General features: G+C 65.0%; 13 protein-coding genes. 7 read left to right on the forward strand and 6 right to left on the reverse strand.

Translation table 11 applies throughout. The features are described 5' to 3' along the window. The coding region (locus B5F74_RS05575) for a putative ABC transporter permease (RefSeq protein ID WP_143753805.1) at positions 1 to 720 on the forward strand (720 nt) is incomplete at its 5' end. A 65-nt stretch (positions 721 to 785) separates the two neighbouring features. Here B5F74_RS05575 and B5F74_RS05580 read toward each other — a convergent pair. Next, positions 786 to 1,193 (reverse strand): molybdenum cofactor biosynthesis protein MoaE, encoded by a 408-nt coding sequence (locus tag B5F74_RS05580; protein WP_087200760.1) that lies wholly within the window; start codon positions 1,191 to 1,193, stop codon positions 786 to 788. A 277-nt stretch (positions 1,194 to 1,470) separates the two neighbouring features. Between B5F74_RS05580 and B5F74_RS05585 the strand changes: the two genes are divergently transcribed. The 5 genes from B5F74_RS05585 to B5F74_RS05605 all read left to right on the forward strand — a co-directional run bounded on the left by B5F74_RS05585 (position 1,471) and on the right by B5F74_RS05605 (position 6,662). After that, the gene (locus B5F74_RS05585) at positions 1,471 to 2,313 is read left to right on the forward strand and encodes a cell division protein FtsQ (RefSeq protein ID WP_087200762.1); all 843 of its coding nucleotides are present in this window, start codon (positions 1,471 to 1,473) and stop codon (positions 2,311 to 2,313) included. Between the two features lie 12 nt (positions 2,314 to 2,325). Next, complete coding sequence (locus tag B5F74_RS05590) at positions 2,326 to 4,122, forward strand: energy-coupling factor transporter ATPase (RefSeq protein WP_087200764.1); 1,797 nt, start codon at positions 2,326 to 2,328, stop codon at positions 4,120 to 4,122. Next, positions 4,119 to 4,955 (forward strand): energy-coupling factor transporter transmembrane component T, encoded by an 837-nt coding sequence (locus tag B5F74_RS05595; protein ID WP_087200765.1) that lies wholly within the window; start codon positions 4,119 to 4,121, stop codon positions 4,953 to 4,955. Before B5F74_RS05590 ends, B5F74_RS05595 begins: the two co-directional genes overlap by 4 nt. After that, positions 4,956 to 5,753, forward strand: a complete 798-nt coding sequence (locus B5F74_RS05600) for a hypothetical protein (protein ID WP_087200767.1) — start codon at positions 4,956 to 4,958, stop codon at positions 5,751 to 5,753. A 78-nt stretch (positions 5,754 to 5,831) separates the two neighbouring features. Further along, complete coding sequence (locus B5F74_RS05605; protein ID WP_087200769.1) at positions 5,832 to 6,662, forward strand: MurR/RpiR family transcriptional regulator; 831 nt, start codon at positions 5,832 to 5,834, stop codon at positions 6,660 to 6,662. 21 nt (positions 6,663 to 6,683) lie between these two features. Here B5F74_RS05605 and B5F74_RS12595 read toward each other — a convergent pair whose 3' ends face one another. The 4 genes from B5F74_RS12595 to carA form a co-directional block, all read right to left on the reverse strand. Beyond that, a complete protein-coding gene (locus tag B5F74_RS12595; protein WP_239283369.1) occupies positions 6,684 to 8,156 on the reverse strand; it encodes a class B sortase in 1,473 nt (490 codons plus the stop codon). Positions 8,157 to 8,200: 44 nt separating this feature from the next. Further along, positions 8,201 to 8,674 carry a 5-(carboxyamino)imidazole ribonucleotide mutase gene (gene purE, locus B5F74_RS05615; RefSeq protein ID WP_066831151.1) on the reverse strand — a complete coding sequence of 158 codons (474 nt, stop codon included), beginning with the start codon at positions 8,672 to 8,674 and terminating at the stop codon, positions 8,201 to 8,203. Between the two features lie 251 nt (positions 8,675 to 8,925). Continuing rightward, positions 8,926 to 12,216 carry a carbamoyl-phosphate synthase large subunit gene (gene carB, locus B5F74_RS05620; RefSeq protein ID WP_087200771.1) on the reverse strand — a complete coding sequence of 1,097 codons (3,291 nt, stop codon included), beginning with the start codon at positions 12,214 to 12,216 and terminating at the stop codon, positions 8,926 to 8,928. 78 nt (positions 12,217 to 12,294) lie between these two features. After that, entirely contained in the window at positions 12,295 to 13,713 is a 1,419-nt protein-coding gene (gene carA / locus B5F74_RS05625; protein ID WP_087200773.1) for a glutamine-hydrolyzing carbamoyl-phosphate synthase small subunit, read from the reverse strand. A gap of 410 nt (positions 13,714 to 14,123) precedes the next feature. Between carA and B5F74_RS05630 the strand changes: the two genes are divergently transcribed. After that, positions 14,124 to 15,017, forward strand: a complete 894-nt coding sequence (locus B5F74_RS05630) for a PfkB family carbohydrate kinase (protein WP_087200775.1) — start codon at positions 14,124 to 14,126, stop codon at positions 15,015 to 15,017. A 277-nt stretch (positions 15,018 to 15,294) separates the two neighbouring features. On the opposite strand, the gene B5F74_RS05635 is transcribed toward B5F74_RS05630, so the two are convergent. Further along, positions 15,295 to 15,636: an Hpt domain-containing protein gene (locus B5F74_RS05635; RefSeq protein WP_087200777.1), complete on the reverse strand. Its 342-nt coding sequence runs from the start codon at positions 15,634 to 15,636 to the stop codon at positions 15,295 to 15,297. Positions 15,637 to 15,645 lie beyond the last annotated feature (9 nt).

Consider the following 15,645-nt stretch of genomic DNA (forward strand, 5'->3'; position numbering starts at 1 on the left):
GAGGGCTATATCAAGCTCAACTTCTTCAACCTGTTCTGGGTATTCATGGTCTGCAGCGTCATCGGTCTCGTGCTCGAGATCATCTGGCACATGACCGTGGTCGACCCGGACCGCGCGGGGCTGCTCTTCGGCCCGTTCTCACCAATCTACGGCGTGGGTGCGGTGCTTATGACCGTCGCGCTCAACCGCTTCTACCGCAAGAGCTTCGTCATCATCTTCTTGGTGAGCGCCGTGATCGGCGGCGTGTTCGAGTTTGCCGTGAGCTGGTTCATGCAGACCGCATTCGGCGCCGTCGCCTGGGACTACACGGGCCAGATGATCTTCGGCATCATCCCCGACCCTATCGCCATGATCGCGCAAGGGCGCACGAGCACCATGTTCGCCGGCATCTGGGGCTTTCTGGGCCTCGTGTGGATCAAGCTGCTCCTGCCGCGCCTGCTCCAGGTCATCAACCTCATCCCGTGGAAGGCGCGCTACTCCCTCACCTCGCTGTGCGCGGTGCTCATGCTCGTGAACGCCGTCATGACGCTGCAGGCGCTTGACTGCTGGTTCGAGCGCGTGAGCGACATCCAGCCGTCATCGCCGGTCGAGGAGTTCTACGCGAAGCATTTCGATAACAGCTACATGGAGCACCGGTTCCAGAGCATGACCATCCATCCCGACGACTCGAGCCGTATCGACACGTCGACGCCGGGCGAGGTCATGCAGCCGAGCGCATAAGGGCGTGCCCGCCCGCCTCTCCGAAGGAGCGCGAGGGGACCGAAGGCAGCTTGGCCGACGGTCCCTTAAGCGGGTCGCTCGATCTCCGTGACGCACTCGTTTTTGAGGGTTCCCACGAGCGCCTGCAGCGCGTCGATGACGCGGGGGCGGATATCACCTCCGATGAGCACGAGCATGATGTCGTCGCCAACGGAAAGCTCGCCCTCGTTCAACCAGGCTCGCACATAGCCGATGCCCGGCATCTCGCGCGCCGCGGCAAGCGCCGTCTCGACCTTGTCGCGATCGTAGGAAAACGTCATGCCGCCGACCTTGCGACCCGCCTCGACGCCGTCCGTCTCGCACGCGCGCACCTGCGCCTTGGGCGTTTCGCGAACCGTGCCGTTATGGATGAGGTACATGCCGCAGGAGCGGAAGCTCGGGTCGTTTTTCGCCTCGGCAAGCCATGTATCGATCGAAGGCATCTGGTGCGCCATGGGAGCTCTCCTCACATCGTCGCGGAAAACGTTTCTGCCCTCCTTTGTTCCCACGGGAGCCCGTGTGTAAACGACTCGTAAGGAGCGCAAACGGGCGATTTGCACGAAAGCGCCCACGAACCGCCGTGCGCGCATCGGCCGCGCCGTAATTATTTTCATAGGAGAGGCCCGCGAAAGCTTATTTTCATTTTACGGACCGCTTAACGATATAAGCAGGTAGAGCCCCTATCTTTGACAGTGCCGGCACCATTGCCACCACGAAAGAGGGGAATCGATCATGTCTACCTATGCAGAGCGCGGCGCCACGGGGTCGCAAAAGCTCATGGTCTTCGTCCTATCCATGTCGCTGTACGGCCTGGCAACGCTCATCTCCGAGCTGATTCCGTCGGTCCAGATCGGCATCGTCGAGCTGTCGGTCGAGTTCTTCCTGTTCATCCCGCTGACGCTCGCCATGCTCTTCGACCCGCTGTCGGCCGCGCTTGGCGCCGCGACGGGCGAGCTGGTGTTCTCCGAGATCATGCTCGGCCAGTTCGGCGGACTCGGAGAGCTCGAGAAGTTCCTGACCGTCACCATCGCCGTCTACCTCGCGGGCCTTATGGTGCGCGACCCCAAAAACATCAAGCAGGTCGCCCTTGCCGCCATCAGCGGACCGGCCATCCAGCTCGCCATGAGCGCAGTGGTCGACATCGTCAAGGTCCAGGTCGCCGTCGACGACTTCGAGGCGATCCCGGGCCTTCCGGAGTCCGTCTTTGCCACCGAGGGCTTCTCGTTTCTGAACGACCTGTGCTTCTCGGGCATCCTGTTCTGCCTGCTGCCCACCATCTTCTTGGTCCCGAGCCTGTACGGCAAGATCGAGCCGCTGCTGGGCTGCAAGCCCCGCACGGCGACCGATGATGCCGCGCCTGCCCTGAGCGGACGCGTTGTCGCCTGGTCGGTCGTCGGCTTCGCCGTCGCCATCGCAGCCGCCTGCATCTCCAAGGCCGGCATGTCGATCATCGAGTGGGAGGTGGATTGGGCGGAAAGCCAGACCGCTGTTCTGGCCGGCATCGCCGTCGCCGCCGTCGCAGCCCTTATCGTCGGCTTCTGGGCACGGCGCAGCGCCCAGCTCAAAAACGCGTAAGGCGGGCGCCCCGTGTCTGCTGTGACCCTGCGCGACGTCAGCTTTACGTATCCCGGAGCAGCAGCCCCGACCCTCCGGCACGTCGACCTGGACGTGCCGGAGGGCGACTTTCTCGCCATCATGGGCGCGAACGGCTGCGGAAAGTCCACGTTGTGCAAAACCATGAACGGGCTGATCCCGCAATTCATCGTCGGCGACCTCAGCGGCTCGATCACCGTGTGCGGCGTCGATGCGGCCCGATCTCACATCGGGGATCTGGCGCAGCGCATCGGATACGTCTATCAGGATTTCGAGAACCAGCTTGTCCGCCCCACCGTCATCGATGAGGCGTCGTTCGCATGCCTGAACTACGCGTTCGACGATTACCTGGAGCGCGGCATGAGGGCGCTCGAGCTCTGCGGCCTCGCCGACCGCGCCGACTCCTATATCTGGCAGCTCTCCGGCGGCCAGAAGCATCTGCTCGCCCTTGCCGGAGCCATCGCGCTCGAGCCCGACGTCATCGTCCTCGATGAGCCGGTGGCGCAGCTCGACCCCTATCACGCCCGCCAGACCTATGAGGTTCTGCGCGACCTCAACGAGCATCATGGCAAGACGATCATCGTCATCGAGCACCACACCGACTTCATCGCCGACTACTGCACGTCGGCGGCGCTCATGCATGACGGCGCCATCTCATGGAACCTGCCCGCCCATGAGGCCCTGCAGCGCATCGAGGACCTCGAGGCGAGCGACGTGCACCCTCCGCAGATCGCTCTCGCCGGACGCGCGCTCAAGGAGGCGGGCGCCCTGCACGCCGCCGCGCCGCTGCCGACTACGGTCGAGGAGGGTTTCGCCGCCTTCTCCACCATCCCCTTCATGCCCTCTCCCCGCTCAAAGCGCAAGGCGGACGAGCCCTCGCGGCCGATGCGAGACCGTCCGATAGTCGAGTTCAGGAACGTATCGGTGAGCTACCGCAGCGTGAAAGGAGAGCCGCACCGCGTCTTCGACGGCCTGGACCTCACCATCCGCCGTGGGGAAAAGGTGGCGCTCGTGGGTTCGAACGGCGCAGGCAAGTCCACGCTCCTGAAGCTCATGTGCGGCCTCATCAAACCGCAATCCGGAGAGATCCTCCTGGACGGCACGCCCACGCGCGGCATGGGGCCCGACGAGCTCTCCGAGCAGCTCTCGCTTGTCTACCAGAATCCCGAGCAGATGTTCATCAAGGACTCCATTCGCGCCGATATCGAGTTCGCCATGCGCGCCCGCGGCGTCAAGGATGCCGCCGAGCGCACCGACGAGCTCCTGGAGCGCTTCCGCCTCAGCGATCTGGCCGACCGCGACGGACGGCTCATGTCCGGCGGCCAGATGCGTCGCGCCTCGCTCGCCATCGGCATCGCGCTCGATCCGCCCGTGCTGCTGCTCGACGAGCCGACCGCGAATCTGGATATCGGCACGCGGCAGGAGATCATCAGGCTCGTCGCCGACCTGCGCGGCGTGACCGACACCGTGGTGATCGCGACACACGACATGCAGCTCGTCTGCCAGTTCGCCGACCGCATCATCGTGCTGTGCCAGGGAGAGATCATCGGCGACGGCACCCCGGACGAGATCTTCATGGACGCAGGCATCGTGGAGCGATCGGGCATCAGGCCTCCGGAGATCTTTGCCATGGGACAGGCGCTCGACAGCACCGCCGCCTGCTACACGCTCGATGACTTCTTGAGCGGCTTTCCCGCATGGCGCGCGCGCAACGGATCGAGCGCATCCGACGGTGCGGCGCCCGGAGCACCGGGTGCCGCAGGTACAGACGATGGGAAGGGTTCAGCATGATCGAGAAGATATCCGAAAACGTCATGGACAAGGTGTCGATTGATTTTTTGCGCGACCAGGTGCTCAAGAATGCCTACGGCAACGACGACACGCCCATCGCCACGCTCGATCCGCGCGTCCTGTTGCTGTGGTACCTGTTCTTTGGCCTCGTGCCATGGTTCTTGAACGACGTCGCCGTCCTTTTGGGCATGTTTGCGTTCACCGCGATCACCACGCGCATGGCCCGCGTGGCGCCGCTCGTGCTGTTCGTGTTCGCCCTCGGCGTCTTCTCCCAAACCGGCTACATGTTCGTCGCCTCGCTGCTGTTCGGAGGCGACCTCTCCACGCTCGCCCCGCTGCTGGTGCTGACCCTCAAAGTCGCCACGGTCTCGCTCGCGAGCATCACGGTGTTCTCGGGGCTCGACCCCGACAGGCTCTCATGCGGCCTTCTGTGGTTCGGTTGCCCGGAACGCCTGTCGTTTTCCATCAGCTTCGCCTACCGCATCCTGCCCATCCTCATGGAAGAGCTGCAGAACATCCTGCTTTCCTACCGCATGCGCGGGCGTGCGCCGGAGCATGACACCGTCATGGGCAAGATCCACTGGATCGTCTACCAGGTGAAGACCATCGTGCAGTCATTCTATCCGCTCATGCTCAACACCGCGAAACGCTCGCGCACCACCGTCGAGGCGCTCGAGCTCAAAGGATACCGGTACGCCTCGACCAACATGAAGGTGCTCAAGATCAAGCTCTCGACGCTGCACGCCGGTCCTCGCGAAGCGCTCTTCGCGGCCGTCAGCGTCGCATGGGCGGCCCTGTGCTTTGCCGCCCCGCATATCCTGGAGGTCCTCTAAGTGATCATCGATTTTCACACGCATGGAAAACTTGCCAAATACCTCGAGTTTTCCCCTGCCTACACAGACTGGCTGTTCGGGGCCGCGCGACGCGCCGGCCTTGATGCGCTCTGTCTGACCGAGCACTTCAACACCCAGGGCTTTCGCCAGGTTTACGCCGACATCTCGTCGCGCTACCCGCGCGAGGGCGACGCGTTCGATGTCAACGGCCTGCTCGTGTTCCCGGGCATGGAGGTCGATATCGCAGAGGGCGGGCACACGCTGGTGCTTGGGCCGATGGAAGATATCCTGAGCTTCAACCTCGCGCTCGAGCCGCACAAGGCGAAGGGCTCCTTCCTTCCGTTTGACGAGCTCGCTGCCGAGGTGAAGCGGCGCGACCTGCACTTTGGAGCAGGCCATCCGTTTCGCGCGCCCGGGCACATCCCTGAGCTTTCCGACGAGCAGCTGCATGCGTTCGAGTTCGTGGACCTCAACGGCAAGGATCTCAGCCACGACCGCACGCGCACCGTCGAGAAGACCTACGCGTTTGCCCAGAGAATCGGCGATGTCCCGGTCGTGTCGGGCAGCGATACGCACCAGGCGTTCCAATACGGATGCGTCACCACGCGCATGGACGGCCGCTGCACGACGTACGACGAGCTGTTCGAGATGGTCAATGCGCGCGCATACCAGATCGAGCTTGCCGACGACCTGGAATTCCGCGTGCTCACCGCGGCCACGCTCAAACGCGCGCTCAAGGAGATCGATCGGCTGGGCGGCAGCTATGTCGACACCATCCTGGCAGGGCCCGCCGCCTGAGAACTGTGCCTTTCGGCGCCCGCCGGGCACGACCGCATGTGGTAGATATTCGCGCACGACCCCGAGGAGGATGCCCGCATGATGCCGATTTCGCTGTTCAAACAGGGCGTGGCCTACACGCAGGCGGAGCACACCATCATCGACTTCATCACGTCCAACCCGACCGAGTTTTTGGTCATGCCGATCCAGCAGCTCGCAGCACGCCTTGGCGTATCGGACGCCACCGTCTCGCGCTTCGCCCGCCATGCGGGGTTTCGCGATTTCAAGGAGCTCAAGGCGACCGTTGCGGCAAGCACCCTCGGCCCGGCGGAGAAGATCGCCGCGAGCATCGAGGGTGGCCCGACGTCGCCTCGGGCCTTTTTGGAGCGCCAGCAGTCCTACCTGGGCATCACGGCCGAGCGCATCGACGAGGAGGCGTTCATGAAAGCGGCACGCACGCTCGCTGGCGCCTCGCTCGTCCTGATTCACGGCAAGGGCGCCGCGTCCTGCTGCGCCGAGCTTCTCCGTTTTCGCCTGTCGCGTTTCTCCAAGCGCGTGGTCGTCGTGCCGCCCGCCGGCTCTGAGCTCTTCGAGGGATTGGTGCATATGGACAAAGACAGCGTCCTCGTGACGTTCGGCTTTCAGCGCCTGCCCGAGGAGAGCAGGATCGCCATCGAGCAGGCGCGCTCCGTCGGGGCCACGTCCATCCTGTTTACGAGCCGCGCGCTGCACGGAGCCGGGGCGGAGCCCGACATCGAGCTTGTCGCATATCGCGGGGAGCCGCTTGAGTACCATTCGATGGCGGGCGCCGTCGCGCTGGTGGACGCCCTCGTCGTGGCGGTTGCCGCGCAGCTGGACGGCAGCGCGACCGACGAGCTCGAACGCCTCCGTGCGCTCAAGCGGGCCTATGAGAGCACGCTGCCGCGATAACGGCCACCGCGCGCCGCGGCGCTATACGCCGTGGGCGACGATCTGGTCGACCGAAAGCACCATCACGGCGCGCGTGGTGCGCGGGATGATCTCGCCGGCGCAGGTGACGAGGCTCATGACCTGCTCGGTGTCCTCGATTCGCTCGGCGGCATCGGGAGCCTGCGCCTTCGCCTGCGCGAGCATGTCCTCGAGATACGCGGTGAGCGACTCGCCCTCGCCCAGGAAGTTCGGCTGGCGCGCCTGGATATAGGTGTCCTCGACCTGCGCGGTGAGCAGCGGCGTCATGACGAACGTGGCGCTCCGGGTGATGTAGTAGGCGGTTTGGATCTTGTCGAACTCCGCCTGGTCAGTCGAGTTGTCGACGACCTGGAACATCGTGCCGTCGTAGGTATGGTGGCCGTACAGCGTGGTCTGCTGATCGTACATCCCCGGAGGGGTGTTGGCCATGTCCATGAAGATCGCGCCCGAGTCGTTCGGGGTGCCGTCGAACAGCTGCTTGAGGTACGTGGTGTTGTCATCGGTCTGAACGACCGGATAGTTGACCGGAGTGCCCGGGATGTAGATCCATCCCACGATGTCGGAGTTGATGGCCGACAGCGCATCGAAATCGACGCTCGGGACGCCGTCGCCCATGTCGGACTCCACGGTATAGCTCTCCAACTCCTCGTAGGATTCCTGCGCCTGCTGGTAGCGCATCTGGATCGCGAGGAACAGGCCGCCCGCGACAAACAGAAGCGCGACACCGATCACGATCAAGATGATCGCGAGCACAGGGACCCTGCGCTTGCGGCGCACGGTCGCCCCCGCATGCTGGGACGGCTCATCTTTTGCGGAAGCGACTTGGCGTGCGGAAGAGGGTGCCGGGCGCGCTGCGGGCTTCGGCGCTTGAGGCGTCGCCGGGCGCGAAGCGGGCCTCGGGGTCTCAGGGGCGGGCCGAGGGCCAGAGGCGGCCGCGTTTTGCGAGGAGGCGACCGGGGCGCCGAGGCTTTCAAGGGCGGCGGCGCGCGCCGACTCCTCGGACAGCCCGGCAAACGCCTCACCGGGAAGCGACGCGGTCTGCTGCGCGTCGACCGCAGGGGCGACAGGGGTCTTCTTCGGCTGCTCGGCAGGATGCGGAACGGCGGACGCAGGCGCCGGACGCGCCGCGACGGGCGCCGCGCCCTGCCGCGCAAACCGCGTGCCGGCGGGGCGCGTCACGGCGTCAGAGGAGGGCGGCTCATCGCCAGCGGGCCTTGCGGGAGCGAAACGCTTGCCCGCGGGACGCCCGACATGCTCCTCGAGCGCAGACTCGCACGCGGGCGCCGCAAACCGCTTGCCCGCGGGGCGCCCGGAGCCATGCGGGGCCTCTTTTTGGGGAGCATGCGGGGAGGCCGGCGCGAAGTGCGTGCCGGCGGGAACCATTCGCGTGCGCAGCCCGGAAGCGGCGGCAGGATTGTCCCCCGCTCCGCGCGCCGGCGATGTCGCATGGTTGTTCCGGGTCTCGTCCGCAGCCATCTGCCCCGCCTCCTCGCTCTGCATCCGCGCCCTACGCGCGCTTGCTACGCCTCCGCCATCTCGCGCTTAAGGTTCTCCACGACCGCGCGGTACTCGGGCATCGTCGCGCCGAGGATCTGCGTGGCGTAGATCGCTGCGTTCTTGGCGCCGTTGATGGCCACGCAGGCCACCGGCACGCCCGAGGGCATCTGGACCATCGACAGCAGCGAGTCGAGGCCGCCCAGATCGCTCGTCTTCATGGGGACGCCTATGACCGGCAGCGGCGTGAAGGCCGCCACGACGCCGCCGAGGTGCGCGGCCTTGCCGGCGGCAGCGACGATGACCTTGATGCCGCGGTCGGCCGCGGTCTCGGCCCACTCGTGCACCTTGTCGGGCGTGCGGTGCGCGCTCGCGATCACGAGCTCGTACGGAACGCCCAGGCGCTCGAGCTCGGCGGTGCATCCCTCCATGGTGGGAAGGTCGGACTTAGAGCCCATGATGATGCCGACGAGCGGGGTCTTTTCGGTGGAATCTGCCATGTTGCGGCCTCCAATGCGAGAACGGCGGCGAGCACGAAGCGCCCGTCCCTTGACTACAAACGCCTTCAGTATACCCGCCCGCGCCGTCGTAGGGACCGCCCGTCCCGACCGCGCGCCCACGCAAATTGGGGCGATCTTTTGGGGACAGTCCCTTTTTGTTCACGACGGCGCATGTGCGCCGTCGTGAACAAAAAGGGACTGTCCCCAAAAGTTCGCCCCAATTTGCGTGGGCGGGCTGACCGGAGGTTTCCCTACACCTCGTACTGCGGCAGGTCCTGCAGGGCGATGACCTCCATGCCGGAGCCCTCGCCGCCTTGACGTGCCTGCTGCACCGCCTCGATGGCGGCCACGAACGCGTTCGCACCGGAAAGCGCCGTCACGCAGGTCACGCCGCGGCGCACGGCCTCGGTGCGGACCCGGTATCCGTCGCCGCGCGCGCCCTGGCCGTACGGCGTGTTGACGATCAGCGCGATCTCGCCGTTGGCGATCATGTCGCCGATGTTGGGATGAGGCCCGCTGATCTTCTCCACGACCTCGCACTTGACGTTGCCGCCGGCAAGCACGCGCGCCGTGCCCTCCGTGGAGCAGATCTCGAAGCCCAGGTAGTGGAAGATGCGCGCGACGGCCAGGATGTGGCGCTTGTCGCGGTCGTTGACGGAGATGAACACCTTGCCCTTATCCGGCGTGGGCAGCTCGTAGCTGATCGCCAGCTGGGACTTGGCGTAGGCCTCCGGATAGCTCTTGGCGATGCCCATGACCTCGCCGGTGGACTTCATCTCCGGCCCCAGGATCACGTCGGCGCCCGGGAAGCGGCCCCAGGGCATGACGGCCTCCTTCATGCAGAACCAGTCGAGTCGACGATCATCGGCGGGAAGGTGCAGGTCGGCGATCTTCTCGCCCGACATGATGCACGCCGCGGCCTTCGCAAGCGGCACGCCGGTGGCTTTGGAGATGAACGGGACCGTGCGGCTCGCGCGGGGATTCGCCTCGATGACGTAGACGGTTTCGCCGCGGATGGCGTACTGCACATTCACGAGACCGCACACGCCGAGCGCCAGCGCGATACGGCGCGTCGTGTCGCGCAGCTTCTCGACCAGGCTTTCGGAGAACGAGAACGGAGGGATGCACGTCGCCGAGTCGCCGGAATGGATACCGGCCTCCTCGATGTGCTCCAGGATGCCCCCGATGTAGACCTCCTCGCCATCGCACAGCGCGTCGACGTCGGACTCGATCGCACCCTCGAGGAAGCGGTCGAGATACACCGGGTAATCGGGGCTCACGCGTGCAGCCTCGGCCATGTAGTCGCGCAGGTGATCAGCATCGTAGGCGATCATCATGCCGCGGCCGCCGAGCACGTACGAAGGACGCACGAGCAGCGGATAGCCGATGCGCGCGGCGACCGCCTCGGCCTCTTCGAACGAGGTCGCCATGCCGGCCGGCGGGTACATGATGCCCAGGTTGTCGAGCAGGGCGCTGAAGCGCTCGCGGTCCTCGGCCAGGTCGATGGCCTCGGGCTGGGTCCCCATCACGTGGACGCCCGACTCGGTCAACATGCGCGCGAGCTTCAGAGGGGTCTGGCCGCCGAGCGTCACCACGACGCCGTCGGGGCGCTCGACATCGACGATGTCCATCACGTCTTCGTACGTCAGGGGCTCGAAATACAGGCGGTCGGACGTATCGTAGTCGGTCGACACGGTCTCCGGATTGCAGTTGACCATGATGGTCTCGTAGCCGCGGCTCGCCAGCGCGTAGCTCGCGTGCACGCAGCAGTAGTCGAACTCGATGCCCTGGCCGATACGGTTGGGACCGGCTCCCAGGATCATCGCCTTGGGCTTGGCGCACGGCGTGACCTCGTCGGGGGCGACGCGACGGCGCTCGTCGAGACCGGCGCGCATGGGCGCCTCATAGGTCTTGTAGTGATATTCCGTGGCGCTCTGGAACTCGGCGGCGCACGTGTCGACCGTCTTCATGGACGGCGTCACGCCCAGGCCCTTGCGGTAGGCGCGCACGAAGCGCTCGTCGCTCCCGGTGAGCAGGGCGATCTCGGCGTCGCTCGCGCCGTACTGCTTGAGCAGGCGCATGGTGTCGGCGTCGATATCCTCCACGCGCATGCCGCGGACCGCCTCGCGGACGCAGACCATGTCCTTCAGGCGCCCGAGGAACCACGGGTCGATGCCGCACGCCTCGTGCACACGCTCGACCGACCAGCCGCGGCGCAGGGCCTCGACCACGTAATGGATGCGGCTCTCGGTCGGGATGCGCACGCCCTCGAGCAGGTCGTCCTCAGACAGGCGATCAAGATCGTCCTTGGCCGAGAACAGGCCCACGCGGCCGTCTTCGAGCGAGCGCATGGCCTTGCCGAAGCTCTCCTCGAACGTGCGGCCGATCGCCATGATCTCGCCCACGGCCTTCATGCGGGTGGAGAGCGTCGTGTCGGTGCCCTTGAACTTCTCGAAGGCAAAGCGGGGCACCTTGACCACGCAGTAGTCGATCGACGGCTCGAAGCACGCCGGCGTGGCGCGCGTGATGTCGTTCACGATCTCGTCGAGCGTGTAGCCGACGGCCAGGCGCGCGGCGGCCTTGGCGATGGGGAAGCCGGTCGCCTTGGAGGCGAGCGCCGAGGAGCGGGACACGCGCGGATTCATCTCGATGACGATGAGGCGGCCGTTGCTGGGGTTGACGGCGAACTGGACGTTCGATCCGCCGGTCTCCACGCCGACCTTCTCCAGGATGGCGAGCGAGGCGGTGCGCATGCGCTGGTACTCGAGATCGGACAGCGTCTGGGCCGGGGCGACCGTGATGGAGTCGCCGGTGTGCACGCCCATGGGGTCGAAGTTCTCGATGGAGCACACGATGATGCCGTTGCCGGCGCGGTCGCGCATGACCTCCATCTCGTATTCCTTCCAGCCCTCGATCGACTCCTCGACGAGGACCTCGTGGGCGGGGCTGAGCTCCAGGCCCTGGGAGACGATCTCGATGAGCTCGGCCTCGGTGTGAGCGATGCCGCCGCCGGCTCCGCCCAGGGTGTAGCTCGGACGCAGCACGCAGGGGTAGCCCACGCGTGCAACGATGTCGAGGGCGTCTTCGACCGAATACGCGTAGCCGGAGCGCGCGACCTCGAGCCCGATCTCGGCCATGGCCTCGTTGAACAGCTTGCGGTCCTCGCCGCGCTCGATGGCGTCCAGATCGCAGCCGATCATCTCGACGCCGTACTTGTCGAGGGTGCCGTTCTTGGCGAGCTCGACCGCGGCGTTAAGGCCGGTCTGGCCGCCGAGGGTGGGCAGCAGCGCGTCGGGGTGCTCGCGGGCGATGACCTTCTCGACGAACTCGGCGGTGATCGGCTCCACGTAGGTGCGGTCCGCCAGTCCCGGATCGGTCATGATCGTCGCGGGGTTCGAATTGACCAGCACGACCTCGTAGCCCTCTTCTTTGAGGACCTTGCAGGCCTGGGCACCCGAATAATCGAACTCGCATGCCTGGCCGATCACGATCGGGCCGGACCCGATTACCAGGATGCGCTTGATATCAGTACGTTTGGGCATCTCTATCTCTTCTCTATCCCGTTTGGCATCAACATTCGGCGAGGGACCGACGCTGCACGCCGACCCCCGATCGACCGGCTACTCGGTCGCGAAGACCCAGCCGGCAAGGCGGTCTTTTGCGATATCGATGTTCAGGTAGTCGGCATCACCGTCCATGAGGCGCGTGAACGCCGTGAACAGGTAATGCGCATCGGTGGGGCCGGGGGCCGCCTCGGGATGGTACTGGACCGAGAAGGCGGGCTGGTCGAGCAGCTGAATGCCCTCCGCGGTGCCGTCGTTGAGATTCACGTGGGTGAGCCGGATGCGGCCGAAGCGCTCGTTCTCCACGACCGGCGCGACGCCGCGTTCGACCCAGAAGCGCAGGTCGCCATCGGCGGGATGCTCGGATACGCCGCCGGAGAGCTCGGGCACGAGCGCGCCGAGGCTGGGGAACACCAGGCCGAAACCATGGTTCTGCGCCGTGATCTCGACGCGATGCGAGATGAGGTTCATCACCGGCTGGTTGCCGCCGCGGTGGCCGAACTTGAGCTTCTCCATCTCGGCGCCGCACGCGAGGCTGATCATCTGGTGGCCGAGGCAGATGCCGAACAGCGGAACCTTGCCAATCAGCTTCTCGACCTGGGAGTAGGTCTCCTCCACGGCATCCGGGTCTCCGGGTCCGTTGGACAAAAACACGCCGTCGGGATGCTTTGCCAGCACGTCCTCGGCAGGCGTGTCCCACGGCACCACGGTCAGCTCGCAGCCGACGCGCACGAGCCCCTCGAGGATGCCGCGCTTGATGCCGCAATCGTAGGCGACAACGCGGTAGTGTGCCTGCTCGGGTGCGGGCGCGGATGCGAAGGCGTGATTGGCCGGCAGGTCGGCGGCGGTATAGGGGTGCGGCTCGTCGCAGCTCACGGTGCGCACGAGGTTCTCCCCCACAAGCGACGGAGCCTGCTCGAGCAGCTGGGCAAGTTCGGCCAGCGCAAAGACCTCCGTGGAGATGATGCCCTTCTGGGCGCCGTTGTCGCGCAGATGGCGCACGAGCGCGCGGGTGTCCACGCCCTCGATCGCCACGATGCCCGTGCGCTTGAGGTACTCCGGCAGGCTGATGGCGCTGCGCCAATTCGACGGCGTCGGGCACATATCGTGCACGACCATGCCTCGCAACGCGGGCGTCGACGCGCCCCGCTCGGGCGAACCCGGGTATGCGCTCTGGACGTCTGCCGGGTCGATGCCGTAGTTACCGATCTGGGGATAGGTCATGGTCACGATCTGACCGGCATACGAGGGATCGGTCAGAACCTCGAAATACCCCTCGAGCGACGTGTTGAAGCACACCTCCCCCGTCGCCGTACCGGATGCGCCGCACGCACGGCCATAAAAAACGGTCCCATCCTCCAGCATGAGGATTGCGGGACCGTGATAGCCTTTGCTTGTTTGCGCGATGATGCGTTGCGCCAGATCGCTGGGCGCGGCCTTGCGGGTCTCGATCCCCGCGGCGATGTTGCACTCCATCTGCTCTCCTTCTCGGTCTCTCCGTACCGCTTTAAAGGTTGAATGCCTGCGCGTATTGTAGGCTCTTTTTATCAGATGTAGGTTGACGGTGATTTTTTATTCACCAATACGCGCTTTTTTGGCAATAATATGCAGGAATTTCGTTTCATGCGTGAAGGTTCCGCGATGAAATAGGGGTCTTTTATTACCCTTCTCCGGATAATCCATGCCCTTCGAGCTGCCCATTTTGGATAATTATTTCTTATTGATTGCCTGATGCATGGAAGTTTTTATCACCCCCGACCGGAGCGCGTCTCCTTTCGCACCGATATGTGAACTTTGCCGAACGACACGACCACCACCGCGCAAGAGCGCTATGGTGGTCTCACGTACGCTGGTCCATAAGTCCGCGGAAGAAAGAAGGAATATCCATGTCCAACGAAATCACCAGCCCAGATCAGCCCCTTTACCAGCGCGAAGGGGCCTACATCCCGCGCGTCGCCGCCGTGCACGACATGTGCGGCTACGGAAAGTGCTCGCTCGGGGTCGCCATCCCTGTGCTCTCCGCAGCAGGCTGCGACGTGTGCCCCGTTCCGACATCGCTGTTCTCGTCGCACACGGCTTTTCCCGGCTGGTACATGCATGACACCACCGAGATGCTGAGCGACTACCTGCAGGCCTGGAAGAACATCGGGGTCGACATCGACGCCGTATACTCTGGCTTCCTCGGCGCGCCCGAGCAGGTCGACCGCATTCGCGACCTGTATGCCATGTATCCGAGCGCGCTGCGCGTGGTCGACCCCGTCATGGCGGACCACGGCAAGGTCTACCCCACCTACACGCCCGAGCTGTGCGCGGCGATGGCGGACCTCGCCGATGGCGCCGACATCCTGACGCCCAACCTGACCGAGGCCGCTATCATCCTGGGCGAGCCCATCGGCGATGATTGGGCCGGTGAGAACATCTCCGACGAGCAGGCGCATCACCTGGTCGACGGGCTGCTCGCCAAGGGAACCCGCACCGTGGTGCTCAAGGGCATCCAGCGCGAGGACGGCAAGATCCGCAATTTCGTCGGAACCGAGGGCGGCGCATTTTTCGAAGTCGGCAACGAGCTGCTTCCGTACATGCTGCACGGAACGGGCGACCTGTACTGCTCGTGCCTGCTCGCCGCCGTCATGGCGGGCCGCACGCTCAAGGAATCCGTCATCTTTGCCGGCGACTTCGTCCACGACGCCATGCTCGTGTCTTCGCAGCAGCCGCAGTTCCGCGACCGCGGCGTCTCGTTCGAGACCATGCTCGGACGCGTCAGCGACCTGCTGAAATAGCGCATCCTGCACTCAGATAGGGGTGTAATGCCGGATTTCCCGGCATTACACCCCTATCTTTATGTCTATAGAAAAACCGGGCGCGTCCTGTATGTGTGGCCTCAGGACGGGAGGGATTCGGTGGTAGCGAAAGGCAGATCTTCCGCACAGGTCAACGGTATCCATAGGCTCAACGTACCAGCCGAGCCGCGGGCGCACGCAATCGAATTGAGAAAATCCCTCGCGACCTTACCAGATACCTTCCTGAACCTTACAGGCAGGCCGCGTCAGCAGGGCATCACGCCTTGATGGCGTTCATCATGGCCGCGTAGGCATCGCGCATCTGGGGCACAAGGGCAAACGCGGCGGCGGTGTCCCCCGATCGGAACAGGTCGCACGCACGCGACGACAAATCGAACAGGGTCGTCATGGAAAGATTGCCGCACACCCCCTTGAGCGTGTGGGCTGCCTCGAGCGCAGCGTCGGCATCCCCATCGGCCTGCGCAGCCTCGAGCTTTGCCATGTTGCCGTCCGCGACAAACGTGCCGAGCAACCGTTCGAGCAGGGCCTCGCTGCCCATCAGGCGAGCGAGTGCACCGTCGACATCCATGCCGGCAGCCACCAGGGCATCCTTATTCATCGTATATCC

The organism is Collinsella sp. An271 (assembly GCF_002159695.1).
In the GTDB taxonomy this organism is placed as follows: Bacteria; Actinomycetota; Coriobacteriia; order Coriobacteriales; family Coriobacteriaceae; genus Collinsella; species Collinsella ihumii.

Excerpts from the sequence above, each read along its gene's own strand:
- B5F74_RS05580 (WP_087200760.1), bottom strand. The coding sequence starts at position 1,193 with ATGGCGCACCAGATGCCTTCGATCGATACATGGCTTGCCGAGGCGAAA.
- B5F74_RS05585 (WP_087200762.1), top strand. The coding sequence starts at position 1,471 with ATGTCTACCTATGCAGAGCGCGGCGCCACGGGGTCGCAAAAGCTCATG.
- B5F74_RS05595 (WP_087200765.1), top strand. The coding sequence starts at position 4,119 with ATGATCGAGAAGATATCCGAAAACGTCATGGACAAGGTGTCGATTGAT.
- B5F74_RS05605 (WP_087200769.1), top strand. The coding sequence starts at position 5,832 with ATGATGCCGATTTCGCTGTTCAAACAGGGCGTGGCCTACACGCAGGCG.
- B5F74_RS12595 (WP_239283369.1), bottom strand. The coding sequence starts at position 8,156 with ATGGCTGCGGACGAGACCCGGAACAACCATGCGACATCGCCGGCGCGC.
- purE (WP_066831151.1), bottom strand. The coding sequence starts at position 8,674 with ATGGCAGATTCCACCGAAAAGACCCCGCTCGTCGGCATCATCATGGGC.
- carB (WP_087200771.1), bottom strand. The coding sequence starts at position 12,216 with ATGCCCAAACGTACTGATATCAAGCGCATCCTGGTAATCGGGTCCGGC.
- carA (WP_087200773.1), bottom strand. The coding sequence starts at position 13,713 with ATGGAGTGCAACATCGCCGCGGGGATCGAGACCCGCAAGGCCGCGCCC.
- B5F74_RS05630 (WP_087200775.1), top strand. The coding sequence starts at position 14,124 with ATGTCCAACGAAATCACCAGCCCAGATCAGCCCCTTTACCAGCGCGAA.
- B5F74_RS05635 (WP_087200777.1), bottom strand. The coding sequence starts at position 15,636 with ATGAATAAGGATGCCCTGGTGGCTGCCGGCATGGATGTCGACGGTGCA.